Raw genomic sequence first — 16,610 nt, forward strand, 5'->3', positions numbered from 1 at the left:
CTTGAACCTCCGACCCCACGCTTATCAAGCGTGTGCTCTAACCAACTGAGCTACCAGCCCAAGCTCTCGCCACGCGGCAAGGGCCTGCGCAGCTGTTTCAGGATGAAGGGACATGAGGACGGCGGCAATGTTCTTTAGAAGCGATGGAAACCATGATGCTGCCAAGGCAGCGGTTGATCCATCACATCCTTAGAAAGGAGGTGATCCAGCCGCAGGTTCCCCTACGGCTACCTTGTTACGACTTCACCCCAGTCGCTGAACCGACCGTGGTCTGCTGCCTCCCTTGCGGGTTAGCCCACAGCCTTCGGGTCAATCCAACTCCCATGGTGTGACGGGCGGTGTGTACAAGGCCTGGGAACGTATTCACCGCGGCATGCTGATCCGCGATTACTAGCGATTCCGCCTTCATGCACTCGAGTTGCAGAGTGCAATCCGAACTGAGACGGCTTTTGGAGATTAGCTCACCCTTGCGGGTTTGCAGCCCACTGTCACCGCCATTGTAGCACGTGTGTAGCCCAACGCGTAAGGGCCATGAGGACTTGACGTCATCCCCACCTTCCTCCGGCTTATCACCGGCAGTTTCCTTAGAGTGCCCAACTGAATGGTGGCAACTAAGGACGAGGGTTGCGCTCGTTGCGGGACTTAACCCAACATCTCACGACACGAGCTGACGACAGCCATGCAGCACCTGTGTGTAGGCCCCGAAGGGAGAGATCCATCTCTGGAAATCGTCCTACCATGTCAAACGTTGGTAAGGTTCTGCGCGTTGCTTCGAATTAAACCACATGCTCCACCGCTTGTGCAGGCCCCCGTCAATTCCTTTGAGTTTTAACCTTGCGGCCGTACTCCCCAGGCGGACAACTTAATGCGTTAGCTGCGCCACTGAAACTCTAAGAGTCCCAACAGCTAGTTGTCATCGTTTACGGCGTGGACTACCAGGGTATCTAATCCTGTTTGCTCCCCACGCTTTCGCACCTCAGCGTCATCAATGGTCCAGTGAGCCGCCTTCGCCACTGGTGTTCTTCCGAATATCTACGAATTTCACCTCTACACTCGGAATTCCACTCACCTCTCCCATGATCAAGCGAGACAGTTTCAAAGGCAATTCCGGAGTTGAGCCCCGGGCTTTCACCTCTGACTTGTCAAGCCGCCTACGTGCGCTTTACGCCCAGTAATTCCGAACAACGCTAGCCCCCTCCGTATTACCGCGGCTGCTGGCACGGAGTTAGCCGGGGCTTATTCTCCCGGTACAGTCATTATCTTCCCGGGTAAAAGAGCTTTACAACCCGAAGGCCTTCTTCACTCACGCGGCATTGCTGGATCAGGCTTTCGCCCATTGTCCAATATTCCCCACTGCTGCCTCCCGTAGGAGTCTGGGCCGTGTCTCAGTCCCAGTGTGGCTGATCATCCTCTCAGACCAGCTAAGGATCGTCGCCTTGGTAGGCCTTTACCCCACCAACTAGCTAATCCTACGCGGGCTCATCCTCTGGCGATAAATCTTTGGTCTTGCGACATCATTCGGTATTAGCAGTCATTTCTAACTGTTATTCCGAACCAAAGGGCAGATTCCCACGCGTTACGCACCCGTGCGCCACTAAGGCCGAAGCCTTCGTTCGACTTGCATGTGTTAGGCATGCCGCCAGCGTTCGTTCTGAGCCAGGATCAAACTCTCAAGTTTTTGACCAGATCATCAGCCAGGGGAAAACCCGACCGACAACCCTGTTCAAGGAGCTTGTCTACTCTGCACAACGTTTTACTGACTTATTCACCGGTATAAACCGGCACAAGCGTATTGCGTTAGACATATAGACAGCTTGGTTTGACCGACCATCCAGACCTTGAAGCTCTGGGGGCCGGGACCGCCGTCCACATGTCCCTTCATATAAACCGACAATGAGAAAGAGCGACGCAATCCCTACCGGTCTTTTTCAAGTGACCGGTCAAACCGCTAGGCTTGAAAGGGATGCCAACCGAACCGCGTCGTTCCGAAGAACTTGGCGACCCGTCGTTGGCTGCGGAGGCGGCATATGACGCCGCGACCCACACCCGTCAACAGCTTTTTTCCAAAGGCTTGCGATTTTTTCGCCGTGCCGCAGGAACCAAGCCGAAACACTCATATGGCGTAATTTTCCGTCTTTTTCAACCCGCGCTGATATAATCTTTCAGCGCCAGCGCTTCCTGCTCGGCCTGCTCGATCCGCCGCTTCACCAGATCCCCGATCGAAACCAGCCCCACCAGCGAATCTGCCTCCACCACGGGAAGATGCCGGATTCGCCGATCGGTCATCAGCTCCATCGCGCTCACCACCGATTCGTCGGGCGCGATGGTGATCACCGGCGCCGTCATGATCGTCGCGGCACGCTCCGCCAGCACCGCGGCGCCGCGCGTCGCCAGACCGCGCACCACGTCGCGTTCGGATACCACGCCCACCACATGCCCCGATTCGACCACCAGCACGGCGCCGATCCGGCGCTCATTCAGCATCGCCACGATGTCCGCCACGCCGGTATCAGGCGAGACATGCGCGACCGCGCTGCCCTTTCCCCGCAAAATTGCCGCGATCGTCATCTGCGTCTCCCCAGCCAGAGGCGGCCCGCGTCAGCCGCGCGGATTGCCGCATGGCTTGAATGTCGCGCAAAAGCGGCGCTTTGAAAAGCCCATGACGAACGGCCCCGACCTTCCATCGCCGCTGGCGCAGGCGCGGCGCCGGTTCCGGCGGCTGATGCTGTGGATGTTCGCCTTCAGCCTGCTCGTCGTCGCGGCCGCCTATGCCTGGTTGTCGGGCAGCGGCACCCCGATGCGCGCGCACTTCCTGATCGCCGTGGCGCTGGGCATCGTTGCGTCGCTGATGCTGGCAGCCGTCCTGATGGGGCTGGTGTTCTTCTCCAACGCCTCGGGCGCGGACAAACAGGTCGGTCAGGACGACTGAGACCGCCACACAGGCCACATCGTGCACAGAACAGCGGGAAGGGAGCGACGGAATCGCACCGCCGCTCCCCCCCTGTTCCGCGGGCCGCGATCAGAAGTCGAGCGTGGCGCGCAGCCCGATCGAGTCGGACGAGTAACGACGGCCGGTCAGCGGTTCGCTGCCAAACGGCACCACCGTGCCCGCCAGCGGACCACCTTCCACATTCACATGCGCATATTGCAGCATGAAGCGCACATAATCGATCGGGATCCAGATCACGCTGGCCTGATAGGCGGTTTGCGAGCCCCCGTTCAGCACGCCGTTCACCACGCCGGTGCCAGTGCCGCCGACATTGTCCTTCAGATCGACATAGTCGACCCGGACATTGCCCTGCAACGCGCCCCAGCCGCCCTTGTCGAAGGGGTTCAGAACCCGCGTACGATCCCAGCGGCCATTGCGGTAGCCGCGGGTCTCACCCGTGAAGAAGTAACCCACTTCACCGTAGGCCGTCGTGAAGCCGGGATTGCTGGCCAGAAAGGTTCCCAGCGCCACCGAACCCGGCGGCAGAAGGGTGCCCGGGCGGAAGCCGTCGATCTTCGCGATCTGCCCCTCGGCGGCGAAGTGCAGCGCCTGGAAGATGGCGCCGAACTCCACGCCGACGATGTCATCGGCCTTGCCGGCGATGTTCCCGGTGGACACGAACCGCTGGTCGGTCAGCTGCGTCACCGGCCGGCTCTGATAGTTCACGCCAAGACCATTCTGCTGGAATTCGCGATGCTGATAGTTGGCGCCCAGGTGGAACTGGCCGCCGAACCACATCGGCGAGTAGGTGGCGCGCGCCGAGAACTGCCAACCGGTGTTCTGGAAGCTCTGCGGATTGCCGCTGATCGGCTGCCCGAAAAGACCCAGGTTTAGGCGCATGTCGCCCGCCTTGTTCACCAGGCCGAAATTCACCCCGATCCGGCGGCTGATCCCCCACGCCTCATGGACCTGCCCCCGTTCCAGGAAGGAGGTGAAGCGGTTGCTGGTCATCGTCTCCAGGCTGGACAGCGGCCATTGATGCCCGATCGTGATCGAGAAGGGCCGGCCGGCGGGCTCATAGGACAGCACGACATCCTCATAGTCGACGGCATTGCCAGCGAAATTGAACTCAGCATTGTAGCGGAAACCGCCCGGCAGCTCGCCTTCGGCCCCCAGCAGAAGCCGCCGCGCTCGCGAGGTGAAGCCGAGGTTCGGCGTATTGATCAGGTTCCCAGGGTTGCTGGTATAGCCGGCGTCGAACTGCACCGTGCCGCGCACCTTGAACGCCCAGTCGGTCCCGCGGAAGCGCGGCGCGCCGGCAAAAGCCGGGGTGATCTGCGTGGTCGTCTTCTTGACCGCATCCAGCTGCGCCTGCAGGGCATCGACCTGCGCGCTCAGGAATTCGGCGTTCGCCGCCGCCTCCTCGTCCGCCGCCGGTGCGGGCGCGGGCGCCGGGGCCGCGCTCATCGCCGTCACCCTGGCGTTCAGCTCATCGATTTTCGCCTGCTGCGCGGCGATCAGCGCGCGAAGCTCCGCTTCGGCCGAGGGACGGGCGGCCTTCTTGGTGGCGGCCGGCTTCTTCTTCGGCGCGGCGAGCACCGGCGCCGTGGCAACCGCCGAGAGCGCGGTCGCGCTGAGCAGCAGCAGGCCGAAAGTCCGGATGGAACGCGTTTTCATTGGGAAACCCCCTGACATGGAAATAGCGCCGCCGAATGCCATCGGCAGGCGAGGCAAGCGGTTAGTCGGGAGGAATGACGGTTTGGAGACTTCAAAGTTACGTATTTATGACAAGCACCCCGATCGTCCGATCGCCTGCCATCCTGCCGGCAACTGTGTCCCCACGGGCACAGTCAGGGCAGCAACCAGCGCCCCCGCCAGTGCCCACCATCCCAGTCGAGTCGGCCGCGCCGGTGCCCCGCATGGGCCAGGAACAGCCATTCCAGGCTGTCCACCGCCACCAGCATCACGCCGAATGCCCCCCTGCCGGCCTCGCTTTCGGCAAGACCCGGTTCGCGCTCGTCGAGACCGGTCGGCAGGCCGGACGCGGGCAGCGGAGTCTCGGCACCCGGTGCGTCGGGGGCCATGTAACAGCGGCGACTGAACGGCCGGGTGGCGGACCAGGCCGCATCCGCCACCGGCGATGCCGCCTCATACCATGCGCGGCCGCGAAGCCGCAGCTGCAAACGCAGCGGTGCATCATAGCAAAGCAGGCTGACCGCGGGATTCGCCGCAAGCTCGCGGACCTTCGCGCTGCGGCTGTCACTGTGCAGGCGCAATGTCCGACCAGCCTCGTCCGCCGCCCGCAGCACCATCACCCTTGCCTCTGGGGCGCCGTCCAGCCCCACCGTCGCCACCACTGGCACATGCCAGGGGGAACGGCGGTCGCCAGCGGCCTCACGCAACAATCGCCACAGCAGCGTCGCCACCGTCGCATGGTCGGTGAAATCCGCCTGCGATAGCATGATCTCAGGCTTCGACAGGAAGCGCCCCACCGGTCTTCGCATCCGCTTTCGCCGCATCGCTCTTGCGCGGCCGGCCTCGCTTCTTGGGCGCCTCGGCCACCGCCTCGACCGGCACCGGCTCCGCCGGCTCCGGCCGGCTGATCGGGCCACCAAAGGCCACCAGCGCCGCCTCGCCGTCGCTCACCGCCAAACGGTCGCGCCGGTCATCCCGGCGCCCTTCGTCGCGACGCGCCTCCTCCCGCCGATCACTGCGGCGTGGCTCCTCCCGCCGTTCATCGCGCCGGTCATCCCGGCGCGGTTCCTCCCGCTGGAACGTTTCGCGCCGCTCATCATCCCGCGCCGCGCGCGGTTCCCGATTGTCGCGGTTGCCTTCGCGATTGCCGTCCCGGTTGCCATCCCGGTCGCGCCGGTTGCGATTGTCGCGGTTGCCGTCCCGATCGCGTCCGTTCGGTGCGCCATTGTCGAAACGCCGACGTTCCCTGTTGCCGTCCCGGTCGCGGTTACCGTCACGCGCGACTTCACGGTTGCCGTCGCGGCGGCCGTCATCGCCCTCGTCACCATCATCGCGGCTCTCGTCGGCGCTGTCGTCCGCCTCGTCATCCTCGCCCTCGACCTCCTCGTCCAGCGGATCGAAGATGTTGCGGCGCGCGCGCATCTCCTCCTGCCGGATGCGGCCGTCATTGAGCACGCGGAAATAATGGTCGGCATGCTGAAGATAATATTCCGCCGCCACCCGGTCGCCGGCCTGATGCGCGTCGCGCGCCATCTGGCGATATTTGTCCAGCAACTGGTTGGCGTTGCCCCGCACGCGCACTTCCATGCGGTTGGCGCTGGGTTGCCCCATCGGGCGCGGGTTGTTGCCACCCCCTCCGCGGCTCCGCCTGCGCCCATTCTGCCGATTCTGCATCAAATCCGTTTCCTTGAACCAGATTGACCGGGGATGCGTCCATGCGCGACGCGCCGCAGGGGCCTTGCCCAACAAGGCGGTGGCCCGTGCCAGAGGATGTGCGAAATCCCGGTTACCGGCGACCCATCTGTCGATATCTGCCCCGGCGCATCCGTCCTAGCCGCTGTTTGCGCCCTTGCCAAGGGGGCGCAGCACCAGCGCGCGCGCATGCCCGCCAAGATCATGGCGCAACGCTGCTGACAGGCCGGGCGCCATCGCGATGACTGCCGTCGCCTGCCCGGCCCCCAACTCCAGCACGGCAACGCCATCCGGTGCCAGCAGGCGTGGCAGGTCGGGAATGATCCGGGCATAGGCGTCCAGCCCGTCGCGGCCGGCGAACAGCGCCGACGCCGGCTCGAACGCGGCCACCTCCGGCGGCAGCACCGCGCCTGTCTCGACATAGGGTGGGTTGCAGAGGATGAGGTCGAACCGCTCCCGCAAACCAAAGCCCCAGTCGCTGATGATGAACCGTGCGCGCGCCTCCAGCCCGTTGTGCGTCGCGTTCGCCCGTGCCACCGCCAACGCCGCTTCGCTTGCATCCACGCCCAGCCCGGTCGCATTCGGCCACACCGACAAGGCCGCCAGCAGCAGTGCGCCGCTGCCGGTGCCCAGATCCAGGATGCGCGCCGGCGGAACCGCGCACGCGTGGATGGCCGCCTCGATCAGCGTTTCGCTGTCCGGCCGCGGGATCAGCACCGCGGGTGTCACCGCCAGGTCCAACGTCCAGAATCCCCGCCGTCCGCATATATAGGCAACCGGCTCATGCGCGGCACGACGCGCCGCCAGCGCCTCGAACGCCGCGCGCTGTGCCGCATCGGGAACGACCTCCGCTGTCAACAGCTGCAACCGGTCGATACCCAGCGCATGGGCAAGCAGCAGTTCCGCATCCAGCAACGGCGTTTCACTGGTGAACCGCGCCGCCGCCGCCCGCAGCAGCGCGGCTGTGCCCCTGTTCATTCCGCGTCCAGCGCCAGCAGCCGCTCCGCCTCGTCTTCCGCGATCAGCGCGCCCACCAGCTCGTCCAGGTCGCCCTCCAGCACGCCGGGCAGGCGGTGCAGCGTCAGGTTGATGCGATGGTCGGTAATGCGCCCCTGCGGGAAATTATAGGTGCGGATGCGCTCGCTGCGGTCGCCGCTTCCGACCTTGCTCTTCCGATCAGCGGAGCGCGCGTCCGCCAGCTTCGCCCGCTCCAGCTCATAGAGCCTCGCCCGCAGCACCTTCAGCGCTTTCGCCTTGTTCTTGTGCTGCGATTTCTCGTCCTGCTGGCTCACCACCAGGCCGCTCGGCAGGTGGGTGATCCTGACCGCGCTGTCGGTGGTGTTCACCGATTGCCCGCCCGGGCCCGAGGAGCGGAACACATCGATGCGCAGATCCTTCTCGTCGATCTGCACATCCACCTCCTCCGCCTCCGGGAGCACCGCCACCGTCGCCGCGCTGGTATGGATGCGCCCCTGCGCCTCGGTCGCCGGCACCCGCTGCACGCGGTGCACGCCACTTTCGAACTTCAGCCGCGCGAACACGCCTTCGCCGGTGACGCTGGCGATGATCTCCTTGTAGCCGCCCAGCTCCGCGGCGCTCGCGCTCATCGGCTCCACCCGCCAGCCGCGCGCGGCGGCATAGCGTTCATACATGCGATAAAGGTCGCCCGCGAACAGTGCTGCCTCATCGCCGCCGGTGCCGGCGCGGATTTCCAGGATGGCGGACCGGCTGTCCGCGGCGTCTCTCGGCAGCAGCTTCAGCGCCAGGTCCCGCTCCGCCCCCGGCAGCGCCGCCTTCAGCGCATGCAGTTCCTCGTTCGCGAGCGCTCGCATGTCGGCATCGGCGTCCGCATCCTCGGCCATCGCCGCCAGCTCGGCCAGCTCGCCGCGCATTTTCACCAACGCCGCCGCGGCCTCCGCCACCGGCGCCAGCTCCGCCCGATCCCGCGACAGCTGCACCACCCGCGACGGCTGCAAGGCCGGATTGCCCAACTCGGCATCCAGCGCGGCGAAACGGTCGGCGATCTGGCGCAGCCGATGGTCGGAGATCGTGGTCATGCCGTCGCGATCGCAGTATTGCCAGCTGGCAACGCCAGTTGAAGCCGCAGAAGAGCTTCCTGGCCGCGGATGGTGTCGCTAACAAGAAAGAGTGGGACAACCGGACCATAGTCATCATGTCCTTCACCGCGAACATACAGCAGCCCATCTACTTTCGCCTTAAGGGCCTGCTCCTTCTGCCTCTTGGATGTCGATGCAAAAGTTTCCAAGACGCCTATGCCGTTGTTCCTTAACGATTGCCGGATCGCCGCCGCCTGTTCAGCTTGCTCGCATGTGTTAGGAATAACCGCTAGGAGCCAATCGTTCCGTAACGCTTCGCCAGCCAGCATTGCCAGCCGCTCGATCCCCGCTGCCCAGCCCACCGCCGGTGTCGCCGGTCCGCCCAGCGTCTCGATCAGCCCGTCATAGCGGCCGCCGCCCAGCACCGTACCCTGTGCGCCCAGCCGGTCGGTGACGAATTCGAACGCGGTGTGCCGGTAATAATCCAGCCCCCGCACCAGGTGCGGCGCCAGTTCATAGGCCACGCCCGCGGCGTACAGCCCCTCGCGCACCTTGCCGAAGAAATCCTGCGCCGCCCCGCTCAGCATCATCTTCGGCGCGCTGTCCGCCGCCGGCCGGTCGCGCGGGTCCTTGCTGTCGAGGATCCGCATCGGATTCTTTTCCAGCCGGCGCAGGCTGTCCTCCGACAAGTCGCCGCGATAGGCCTCGAAATGCGCCACCAGCGCCGCCCGCCAGGCTTCACGGCTTTCGCCATCGCCCAGCGTGTTCAGTTTCAGCGTCACGCCCTCGACCTTCAGCTCGCGCAGCAACTGGTCGGCAAAGCACAGCAGCTCCACGTCCGCCGCCGGTTCCGCCGCACCGATCACCTCGGCATCCAGCTGGTGGAACTGCCGGAACCGGCCCTTCTGCGGCCGCTCATAGCGGAACAGCGGGCCGTGCGTCGCCACCTTCAGCGGCGCATATTGCTGCCAGCCCTCGGTCAGGTAGGCGCGCGCGATGCCCGCGGTGAACTCCGGCCGCAGCGTCAGCGAATCGCCGCCACGATCCTCGAACGAATACATTTCCTTCGACACGACATCGGTGGTCTCGCCCAGGCTGCGCGCGAACACCGCGGTCGCCTCGAACACCGGCACCTCGACCCGGCCGAAACCATAGAGCCGCCGCACGCGGTCGAAGGTCTGCACCACATGGTTGAACCGCTCGGCCTCCTCGCCACGCAAACTCTGGGTCCCGCGGATCGGGCGTGGGGTCTCACGTCTGGCCATTGCATCCCTTAACCATTGCTTCGCGCGGCTGCCGCCACCAGACGGTCTGTAAGGCAAGCCGGGCTTGACCATAGGCATGCAACTGGCAAGTCTCAATCCATGCTGCACCCCCTCGCATTTCTGGTAAGCCTTGCCCTCACCGCATCCGCCGCGAACGCCGCCGAGCTCAGCGCGCCGCAACCGCTGCCCATCGTCGATGCGATCCCGGCACCACGCGACATCCCCTATCCCGGCACAATGACGCTGGCGGTGGACGCCACCGATACCGCCCGCGGCATCTTCCGCGTCACTCAGCGCATTCCGGTTCCCGCGCCCGGCCCCTTCACGCTGCTCTATCCCAAATGGCTGCCCGGCAACCACGCGCCGCGCGGCCAGATCGAGAAGCTGGCCGGCCTGACGATCAGCGCCGGCGGCAAGACGCTGCGCTGGGAACGCGACCCGGTGGACATGTACGCCTTCACCGTCGATGTCCCCGCCGGGGTCGGCATGCTCGATGTCAGCTTCCAGTTCCTGTCGGCGACGTCGGCCGACCAGGGCCGCATCGTCGTCACCAGCGACATGATGAACCTGCAGCCGAACAGCGTCGCGCTCTATCCCGCCGGCTGGTTCACCCGCCGCATTCCCGTCCAGCTGAGCGTCACCTGGCCCGAGGGGTGGCAGGCCGCCGGCGCGCTGCGGGAAACGAGCCGCAGCGGCACCACCATCAGCTATGCGCCCGTAAGCTTCGAGACGCTGGTGGACAGTCCCTTTTTCGCCGGCCGTTGGTTCCGCAAAATCGACCTCGGCCAGAATGTCAGCCTGAACATCGTGGCCGATGACGAGCGGTTCCTGAAAATCGCACCCCTGCATGTCGAGGCGCACCAAAGGCTGGTATCACAGGCGATCAAGCTGTTCGGCAGCCGCCCGTTCGACCGTTATGATTTCCTGCTGGCGCTGACCGACACGATGGGCGGCATCGGCCTGGAGCACCACCGCAGCAGCGAGAATGGCGTCAACCCCGGCTATTTCACTGAGTGGGATGCCGGCCCCGGGCGGCGAAACCTGCTGCCGCACGAGTTCGTTCATGCCTGGAACGGTAAATACCGGCGCGGCGCCGACCTGTTCACGGCGGATTTCCGCACGCCGATGCGCAACAGCCTGATGTGGGTTTATGAGGGGCAGACACAATTCTGGGGCTATGTCCTGGGCGCCCGCAGCGGCCTGTTCAGCAAGCAGGACACGCTGGACGCGCTGGCGACCATCGCGGCCACGCTCGACAACCGCCCGGCCCGCGCCTGGCGCAGCCTGGACGATACCACCAACGATCCGATCATCACCCCGCGCGCGCCCAAGGGCTGGCTGAGCCAGCAGCGCAGCGAGGACTATTATAATGAGGGGATGCTGATCTGGCTGGAGGTGGATGCCATCCTGCGGCGCGAGACCGGCGGCCGAAAGGGCATGGACGATTTCGCCCGCGCCTTCTTCGCCGGGCGGGAAGGCGACTGGGGAGTGGTCACCTACCAGTTCGACGATGTGGTGAAGACGCTGAACGGCGTCCACCCCTGGGACTGGCGCGGGCTGCTGACACGCCGCCTGACCGAAAAGGCGAGCAGCGCGCCGCTCGCCGGGTTCACGCTGGCGGGTTATCGCCTGACCTATGGCGAAAACCCGACGCCCTTCCAGAAGGACGCGATGAAGTCGGCGAAGGTCAATGACCTCAGCTTTTCCGGCGGCCTGGTGGTGGGCGCGGCGGGGAAATTGTCCCAGGTGATCTGGGGCAGCGCGGCGTTCGATGCCGGGCTGACCGTGTCCGACGAGCTGATCGGGGTGGATGACCGGCCCTATACCGATGACGGCCTTAAAGCCGCCATTGCGCTCAAGGCCCCGGTGAAGCTGCTGGTCAAGGCGGGCGACCGGATGCGTGCCGTAACCCTCAACTGGACCGGCGGCCTGCGCTATCCGCGGCTGGAAAGGCTGAGCGCCAGCGACGGCAGCCTCGACCGCCTGCTGGAACCACGACCGTGACGCTTGAGCTGACGCCGCAGGCGATCCTGCCGCTGGCAATCCCGGTCATTGTCGTCATCGTCATCCTGATCCGGTCACGCCGGCACCGGCGGGTGCATGCGGAGCGGTTGTGGATCATGCCGGCGCTGGTGACGCCGCTGATCCTGCTGGGCCTGTGGTTTCAGCCGCATCCGGCACCGAGCATTCTGACGGTCACCATCGCGCTGCTGGGCATCGCAGGGGGCATCGCCTTTGGCACCTGGCGCAGCCGGATGATGACGCTGTCGAGGGACCCGGGGACGGGGGCGGTCATGATGGCGCCATCCCGCGCCGCGCTGCTGGTGATCCTAGCCATGTTCGCCGTGCGCAACGGCCTGCGGTGGATGGCGGGTGACAGCGGCCATCCGGGAGCGGCCGCGCTGGCGATGACCGATGCGCTGATGCTGTTCGCGCTGGCGATGATCATTTCGCAGCGGGTCATGTTGTGGCGGCGGATTCGCGCCTTGCCAGTTGCCGGCTGAGGCCGCAGGATCGGGGTGGCGATGGTGTCGCAGGGTCGGAAAACGACACCATCGCCACTGCATGTCCCCTGCGCTTGCAGGCGAGGGCTCATGCGTCCCGGCTTTCGTTTGGAGGGCCGAAAGCCAGACCTTGATGCCCCCCACCCCTGTCATTCGCAACCGGGCGCGCTTGGCATACCAAGGATTGGCATGTCGGCGACGCACAGATCCAAGGGAAAACCGGCATGTATATGGTGATCTGTCAGGATGACGGGGGATCGGCGGCGGTCACACAGCGCGCGACGCTGTTGCAGGCGCACCTGGCGCATGTCGAGGCGAACATGGCGCATTATGCCGTCGCCGGACCGCTGCTGGACGAGGCTGGCCGAGTGACGGGTTCGCTGCTGATCCTGGATGTGGCGACACTGGCCGAGGCGGAGGCGGTGATGGCGGGCGATCCCTACAGCCATGCGCCGATCTGGCGGTCAGTCACCTATGCCCGATTTCGCGGGGTGGCAGGAAATTGGGTGGGCGGCGCGGCGTGGAAGCGTGCCTGATTGTTGCGACGTCGAAACTTGGAAGGTTTTTCTCAAAAAGTGACAGCCTGAATCAAGGGCTTAGGCGATTCCTCAATCGGTCAGATCATCCCAGGCATTTTTCAGCCGGTCCCAGAAGCCGTGCGATTTGGGACAGTTGCCGTTGGCGTCGCCTTCGATGGCGCGGAACTCCTCCAGCAGTTCCTTCTGCCGGCTGGTGAGCTTGGTGGGGGTCTCCAGCTCGACCTGCACCACCAGGTCGCCGAAACCATGGCCGTTCAGCGCCGGCATGCCACGCCCGCGCACGCGGAACTGCTTGCCGGTCTGCGTGCCCGCTGGAATCCGCACCTCCACCGGCTTCTTGTCGAGACCCGGAATGCTGAGGTCGCCACCCAGCGTCGCGGTGACGAAGCTGACGGGCACCTGCGCGAACAGCGTGGTGCCATCGCGTTTCCAGATCGGGTGCGGCTTCATGTGAACGAAGATGTAAAGGTCGCCGGGGCCGCCGCCGCGCGGGCCGGCCTCGCCCTCGCCCGCCAGCCGGATGCGCGTGCCGTCGTCCACACCCTTGGGGATGTTGACGTTCAGCGTCTTGCGCCGTTCCACCCGGCCTTCGCCATGGCAGGTGTCGCAGGGGTCCGAAATGACGCGGCCGCTGCCATGGCAGCCCGGGCAGGTGCGTTCGACGATGAACAGGCCGTTCTGCATCCGCACCTGGCCGCGGCCGCCGCAGGTGGTGCAGGCCTGTACCTTGGCCCCCGGCTTGCCGCCGGTGCCGTTGCAGCCATCGCACTGCGCCGCGACATCAAACGCGATGTCGGCGCTGCCGCCGTTGAAGGCGTCGTCGAAACTGACCTCCAGGTCATAGCGGATGTCGGCACCCCGTTGAGGCCCGCCCCGCTGGCGGCCACCCCCCATGAATTCGCCGAAGATATTTTCGAAGATGTCGCTGAACCCGCCGCCGGCGAAGCCCTGTCCGAAGCCACCGCCGCCATTCTGCTGGAAGGCGGCATGGCCATAACGGTCGTAAGCGGCGCGCTTCTGCGGATCCTTCAGCACCTCATAGGCTTCGCCGATGGCCTTGAAGCGCGCCTCCGCCGCCTTGTCGCCGGGGTTGCGATCCGGGTGCCAGCGCATCGCCAGCTTGCGATAGGCGCTTTTCAGCGTGCTGTCGTCAGCGGTGCGCTCGCATTCAAGCAGTTCGTAATAATCGACTTCGGTGACCATCTACGACAGTTCCCCCGCGCGTGTCCCGGAAAAGTGGATACCGGTTTTTCGTCAAGGACACGCGCCATCAAACCAAGCCGGGGGGATGATCCCCCCGCACCCCTCATTTCTTGCTGTCGTCCACTTCGGTGAAGTCGGCGTCAACCACATCTTCGGCTTTCGCCGCCGTGGGTTCGGCCGCCTTCGCCTGCTCGGCGGCATAGACCGCCTCGCCCAGCTTCATCGCCACCTGGCCCAGCGCCTGCGCCTTGGCGTTGATCGCCGCCGCGTCGCCGCTGTCCAGCACCGCCTTCATCTCGGCGATGGCGGTTTCGATGCCGGCCTTCGTCTCGGCGTCGACCTTGTCGCCATGTTCGGACAATTGCCGTTCGGTGGCATGCACCAGGCTGTCGGCCTGGTTGCGCGCTTCCGCCGCCTCGCGCTTGGCCTTGTCCTCGCTGGCGAAGGCTTCGGCTTCCTTCACCATCTTCTCGATGTCGTCCTTCGACAGGCCGCCCGAGGGCTGGATGCTGATCCGCTGTTCCTTGCCCGTGCCCTTGTCCTTGGCGGACACGGCGACGATGCCGTTGGCGTCGATGTCGAACGTCACCTCGATCTGCGGCACGCCGCGTGGTGCCGGCGGAATGCCCTCCAGGTTGAACTGGCCGAGCGACTTGTTGTCGCGCGCCATTTCCCGCTCGCCCTGGAAGACGCTGATCGTCACCGCGCTCTGGTTGTCATCCGCGGTCGAGAAGGTCTGCGACTTCTTGGTCGGGATGGTCGTGTTGCGGTCAATCAGGCGCGTGAACACGCCGCCCAGCGTCTCGATGCCCAGCGACAGCGGGGTCACGTCCAGCAGCAGCACGTCCTTGACATCGCCGGCCAGCACGCCGCCCTGGATGGCGGCGCCCATGGCGACCACCTCGTCCGGGTTCACACCGGTGTTGGGCTCCTTGCCGAAAATGTCCTTCACGAACTGGCGCACGCGCGGCATGCGGGTCATGCCGCCAACCAGGATCACCTCGTCGATGGCGCTCGCCTTCACGCCCGCTTCGTTCATCGCGTCGACACAGGGCTTGCGGGTGCGCTCGATGAGGTCGATCACCAGCTTTTCCAGGTCGGCGCGGCTGATGGTCTTCACCAGATGCTTCGGCCCGGTCGCGTCTGCGGTGATGAAGGGCAGGTTCACTTCGGTGCTGGCGCTGGACGACAGCTCGATCTTCGCCTTCTCGGCGGCCTCCTTCAGCCGCTGCAACGCCAGCTTGTCCTTGGTCAGGTCGATGCCCTCCGCCTTGCGGAACTCCGCCGCCAGAAACTCCACCAGCTTGGCGTCGAAATCCTCGCCACCCAGGAAGGTGTCGCCGGAGGTGGATTTCACCTCGAACACGCCATCACCCAGTTCCAGGATGGAGACGTCGAAAGTGCCGCCGCCAAGGTCATAGACGGCGATGGTCTTCGCATTGGCGTTCTTGTCGAGGCCATAGGCAAGCGCCGCCGCGGTCGGCTCGTTGATGATGCGCAGCACATCCAGCCCGGCAATCTTGCCGGCGTCCTTGGTCGCCTGCCGCTGCGCGTCGTTGAAATAGGCCGGCACGGTGATGACCGCCTGCGTCACCTTCTCGCCCAGATAGCTTTCGGCCGTTTCCTTCATCTTCTGCAGGATGAAGGCGCTGATCTGGCTGGGGCTGTAATCGGTGCCGCCGGCCTGCACCCAGGCGTCGCCATTGCCGCCCTTGACGATCTTGTAGGGCACCAGCGCCGCGTCCTTCTGCGTCAGCGGGTCGTTATACCCCCGGCCGATCAGGCGCTTCACCGCATAGATGGTGTTTTCCGGGTTGGTGACCGCCTGGCGCTTTGCCGGCTGGCCCACCAGCCGCTCGCCGTCCTTGGCGAAGGCCACCTGGCTGGGCGTGGTGCGCGCGCCCTCGGCATTTTCGATGACCTTCGCGGTTGCGCCTTCCATCACGGCAACGCAGCTGTTGGTCGTTCCCAGATCGATCCCGATCACCTTGGCCATAGTCCAGTCCTCTTGTCTTTGGTCTTGCTTGTTCAATGGAATGCAGTGGAGGGGCGTTGCCGCTTCTCCACCATGCCCTGCGACATATAGGGGCGGCATGAGCCGCATCAATGGTATCGGCGGAGAATCTGACTCCGCGACAGTCTGCCGGCTGGACGCCGCGACCGCACTTCCCCAGATGGCAGCCATCATCGATGGAGTGCGGAATGGCGGCGAAACGTCTGGGTTTGGGGGCGATCATCCTTTCGGTATTGCTGCTGCTGGCAGCTTTGATGTCCGGCCGTGGCGCCTTTGCCAGCGTCGGCGGCGCGATCGGCGTGGAGAGCGGCGCCTGGGTGCGGCTGCCGGTGGTGGCGGGGCGGCCGGGCGCCGGCTATCTCGTGCTGCGCGGCGGCGCGAAGGACGACCGGCTGGTGAAGGTGACGAGCCCGCTGGCCGGACGCATCGAATTGCACACCATGTCGATGGAGGGCGGCATCATGCGGATGGCGCAGGTGGACGGCTATGCGCTGCCCGGGGGCGGCCTGCTGACGCTGGCGCCGGGCGGCAACCATCTGATGCTGTTCGACCTGAAGGCCGGGGCGAAGCCGGGAGCGAAAATCCCGCTGACGCTCGCCTTCGCCAGCGGCGCGAAGCTGGAGCTGATGGCCGAAGGGCGCAGTGCCACCGACAGGGCCAGCGACAAGCCGGCCGGGCACGCCCATCATTGAGAGGCCACTGACGGAAGGTG

General features: G+C 65.2%; 14 protein-coding genes, 1 tRNA gene and 1 rRNA gene (1 of these 16 running past the window's edge). 5 read left to right on the forward strand and 11 right to left on the reverse strand.

Translation table 11 applies throughout. The annotated features are described in order from the left end of the window. The 3 genes from H3309_RS14540 to H3309_RS14550 all read right to left on the reverse strand — a co-directional run. A tRNA-Ile gene (locus H3309_RS14540) sits at window positions 1-60 on the reverse strand (it extends 17 nt beyond the left edge of the window). A 133-nt stretch (window positions 61-193) separates the two neighbouring features. Next, window positions 194-1,678: ribosomal RNA gene (locus H3309_RS14545) — 16S ribosomal RNA — on the reverse strand. Window positions 1,679-2,139: 461 nt separating this feature from the next. Further along, window positions 2,140-2,568: a CBS domain-containing protein gene (locus tag H3309_RS14550; protein WP_182295510.1), complete on the reverse strand. Its 429-nt coding sequence runs from the start codon at window positions 2,566-2,568 to the stop codon at window positions 2,140-2,142. 91 nt (window positions 2,569-2,659) lie between these two features. Here H3309_RS14550 and H3309_RS14555 point away from each other — a divergent pair, with 91 nt between their 5' ends. Further along, entirely contained in the window at window positions 2,660-2,929 is a 270-nt protein-coding gene (locus H3309_RS14555; RefSeq protein ID WP_182295512.1) for a hypothetical protein, read from the forward strand. 90 nt (window positions 2,930-3,019) lie between these two features. Here H3309_RS14555 and H3309_RS14560 read toward each other — a convergent pair whose 3' ends face one another. From H3309_RS14560 to hisS, 6 genes are all read right to left on the reverse strand, one after another. Beyond that, window positions 3,020-4,606 (reverse strand): OprO/OprP family phosphate-selective porin, encoded by a 1,587-nt coding sequence (locus tag H3309_RS14560; protein ID WP_182295514.1) that lies wholly within the window; start codon window positions 4,604-4,606, stop codon window positions 3,020-3,022. A gap of 173 nt (window positions 4,607-4,779) precedes the next feature. Next, on the reverse strand, window positions 4,780-5,433 hold the full coding sequence (locus H3309_RS14565; protein ID WP_207791518.1) for a pyridoxamine 5'-phosphate oxidase family protein: 654 nt from the start codon (window positions 5,431-5,433) through the stop codon (window positions 4,780-4,782). Then, a complete protein-coding gene (locus tag H3309_RS14570; RefSeq protein WP_243453753.1) occupies window positions 5,396-6,235 on the reverse strand; it encodes a DUF4167 domain-containing protein in 840 nt (279 codons plus the stop codon). Before H3309_RS14570 ends, H3309_RS14565 begins: the two co-directional genes overlap by 38 nt. A 219-nt stretch (window positions 6,236-6,454) precedes the next feature. After that, complete coding sequence (gene prmC, locus H3309_RS14575) at window positions 6,455-7,294, reverse strand: peptide chain release factor N(5)-glutamine methyltransferase (RefSeq protein ID WP_182295517.1); 840 nt, start codon at window positions 7,292-7,294, stop codon at window positions 6,455-6,457. After that, window positions 7,291-8,373: a peptide chain release factor 1 gene (gene prfA, locus H3309_RS14580; protein ID WP_182295518.1), complete on the reverse strand. Its 1,083-nt coding sequence runs from the start codon at window positions 8,371-8,373 to the stop codon at window positions 7,291-7,293. Before prfA ends, prmC begins: the two co-directional genes overlap by 4 nt. Continuing rightward, on the reverse strand, window positions 8,370-9,638 hold the full coding sequence (hisS, locus tag H3309_RS14585; protein ID WP_182295519.1) for a histidine--tRNA ligase: 1,269 nt from the start codon (window positions 9,636-9,638) through the stop codon (window positions 8,370-8,372). Before hisS ends, prfA begins: the two co-directional genes overlap by 4 nt. Before the next feature lie 99 nt (window positions 9,639-9,737). Between hisS and H3309_RS14590 the strand changes: the two genes are divergently transcribed. The 3 genes from H3309_RS14590 to H3309_RS14600 all read left to right on the forward strand — a co-directional run bounded on the left by H3309_RS14590 (window position 9,738) and on the right by H3309_RS14600 (window position 12,678). After that, window positions 9,738-11,642 carry a M61 family metallopeptidase gene (locus H3309_RS14590; RefSeq protein ID WP_182295520.1) on the forward strand — a complete coding sequence of 635 codons (1,905 nt, stop codon included), beginning with the start codon at window positions 9,738-9,740 and terminating at the stop codon, window positions 11,640-11,642. Then, on the forward strand, window positions 11,639-12,142 hold the full coding sequence (locus H3309_RS14595) for a CcdC protein domain-containing protein (protein WP_182295521.1): 504 nt from the start codon (window positions 11,639-11,641) through the stop codon (window positions 12,140-12,142). The genes H3309_RS14590 and H3309_RS14595 overlap by 4 nt, the downstream gene beginning before the upstream one ends. A gap of 224 nt (window positions 12,143-12,366) precedes the next feature. Then, the gene (locus tag H3309_RS14600) at window positions 12,367-12,678 is read left to right on the forward strand and encodes a YciI family protein (RefSeq protein WP_182295522.1); all 312 of its coding nucleotides are present in this window, start codon (window positions 12,367-12,369) and stop codon (window positions 12,676-12,678) included. A gap of 72 nt (window positions 12,679-12,750) precedes the next feature. Here H3309_RS14600 and dnaJ read toward each other — a convergent pair whose 3' ends face one another. Both dnaJ and dnaK read right to left on the reverse strand, forming a co-directional pair. Next, window positions 12,751-13,884, reverse strand: a complete 1,134-nt coding sequence (gene dnaJ, locus H3309_RS14605) for a molecular chaperone DnaJ (protein WP_182295525.1) — start codon at window positions 13,882-13,884, stop codon at window positions 12,751-12,753. A 103-nt stretch (window positions 13,885-13,987) separates the two neighbouring features. Then, entirely contained in the window at window positions 13,988-15,880 is a 1,893-nt protein-coding gene (dnaK, locus tag H3309_RS14610; protein ID WP_182295526.1) for a molecular chaperone DnaK, read from the reverse strand. A 206-nt stretch (window positions 15,881-16,086) separates the two neighbouring features. Here dnaK and H3309_RS14615 point away from each other — a divergent pair, with 206 nt between their 5' ends. After that, a complete protein-coding gene (locus H3309_RS14615; RefSeq protein ID WP_182295528.1) occupies window positions 16,087-16,590 on the forward strand; it encodes a copper chaperone PCu(A)C in 504 nt (167 codons plus the stop codon). The last annotated feature ends 20 nt before the right edge of the window (window positions 16,591-16,610 follow it).

Origin of the sequence: Sandaracinobacteroides saxicola, assembly GCF_014117445.1 — a bacterium.
In the GTDB taxonomy this organism is placed as follows: domain Bacteria; phylum Pseudomonadota; class Alphaproteobacteria; order Sphingomonadales; family Sphingomonadaceae; genus Sandaracinobacteroides_A; species Sandaracinobacteroides_A saxicola.

Excerpts from the sequence above, each read along its gene's own strand:
- H3309_RS14560 (WP_182295514.1), bottom strand. The coding sequence starts at position 4,606 with ATGAAAACGCGTTCCATCCGGACTTTCGGCCTGCTGCTGCTCAGCGCG.
- H3309_RS14565 (WP_207791518.1), bottom strand. The coding sequence starts at position 5,433 with ATGCGAAGACCGGTGGGGCGCTTCCTGTCGAAGCCTGAGATCATGCTA.
- H3309_RS14570 (WP_243453753.1), bottom strand. The coding sequence starts at position 6,235 with ATGGGGCAACCCAGCGCCAACCGCATGGAAGTGCGCGTGCGGGGCAAC.
- prmC (WP_182295517.1), bottom strand. The coding sequence starts at position 7,294 with ATGAACAGGGGCACAGCCGCGCTGCTGCGGGCGGCGGCGGCGCGGTTC.
- H3309_RS14590 (WP_182295520.1), top strand. The coding sequence starts at position 9,738 with ATGCTGCACCCCCTCGCATTTCTGGTAAGCCTTGCCCTCACCGCATCC.
- H3309_RS14615 (WP_182295528.1), top strand. The coding sequence starts at position 16,087 with ATGGCGGCGAAACGTCTGGGTTTGGGGGCGATCATCCTTTCGGTATTG.
- H3309_RS14600 (WP_182295522.1), top strand. The coding sequence starts at position 12,367 with ATGTATATGGTGATCTGTCAGGATGACGGGGGATCGGCGGCGGTCACA.
- H3309_RS14550 (WP_182295510.1), bottom strand. The coding sequence starts at position 2,568 with ATGACGATCGCGGCAATTTTGCGGGGAAAGGGCAGCGCGGTCGCGCAT.
- hisS (WP_182295519.1), bottom strand. The coding sequence starts at position 9,638 with ATGGCCAGACGTGAGACCCCACGCCCGATCCGCGGGACCCAGAGTTTG.
- dnaK (WP_182295526.1), bottom strand. The coding sequence starts at position 15,880 with ATGGCCAAGGTGATCGGGATCGATCTGGGAACGACCAACAGCTGCGTT.
- prfA (WP_182295518.1), bottom strand. The coding sequence starts at position 8,373 with ATGACCACGATCTCCGACCATCGGCTGCGCCAGATCGCCGACCGTTTC.
- H3309_RS14555 (WP_182295512.1), top strand. The coding sequence starts at position 2,660 with ATGACGAACGGCCCCGACCTTCCATCGCCGCTGGCGCAGGCGCGGCGC.
- dnaJ (WP_182295525.1), bottom strand. The coding sequence starts at position 13,884 with ATGGTCACCGAAGTCGATTATTACGAACTGCTTGAATGCGAGCGCACC.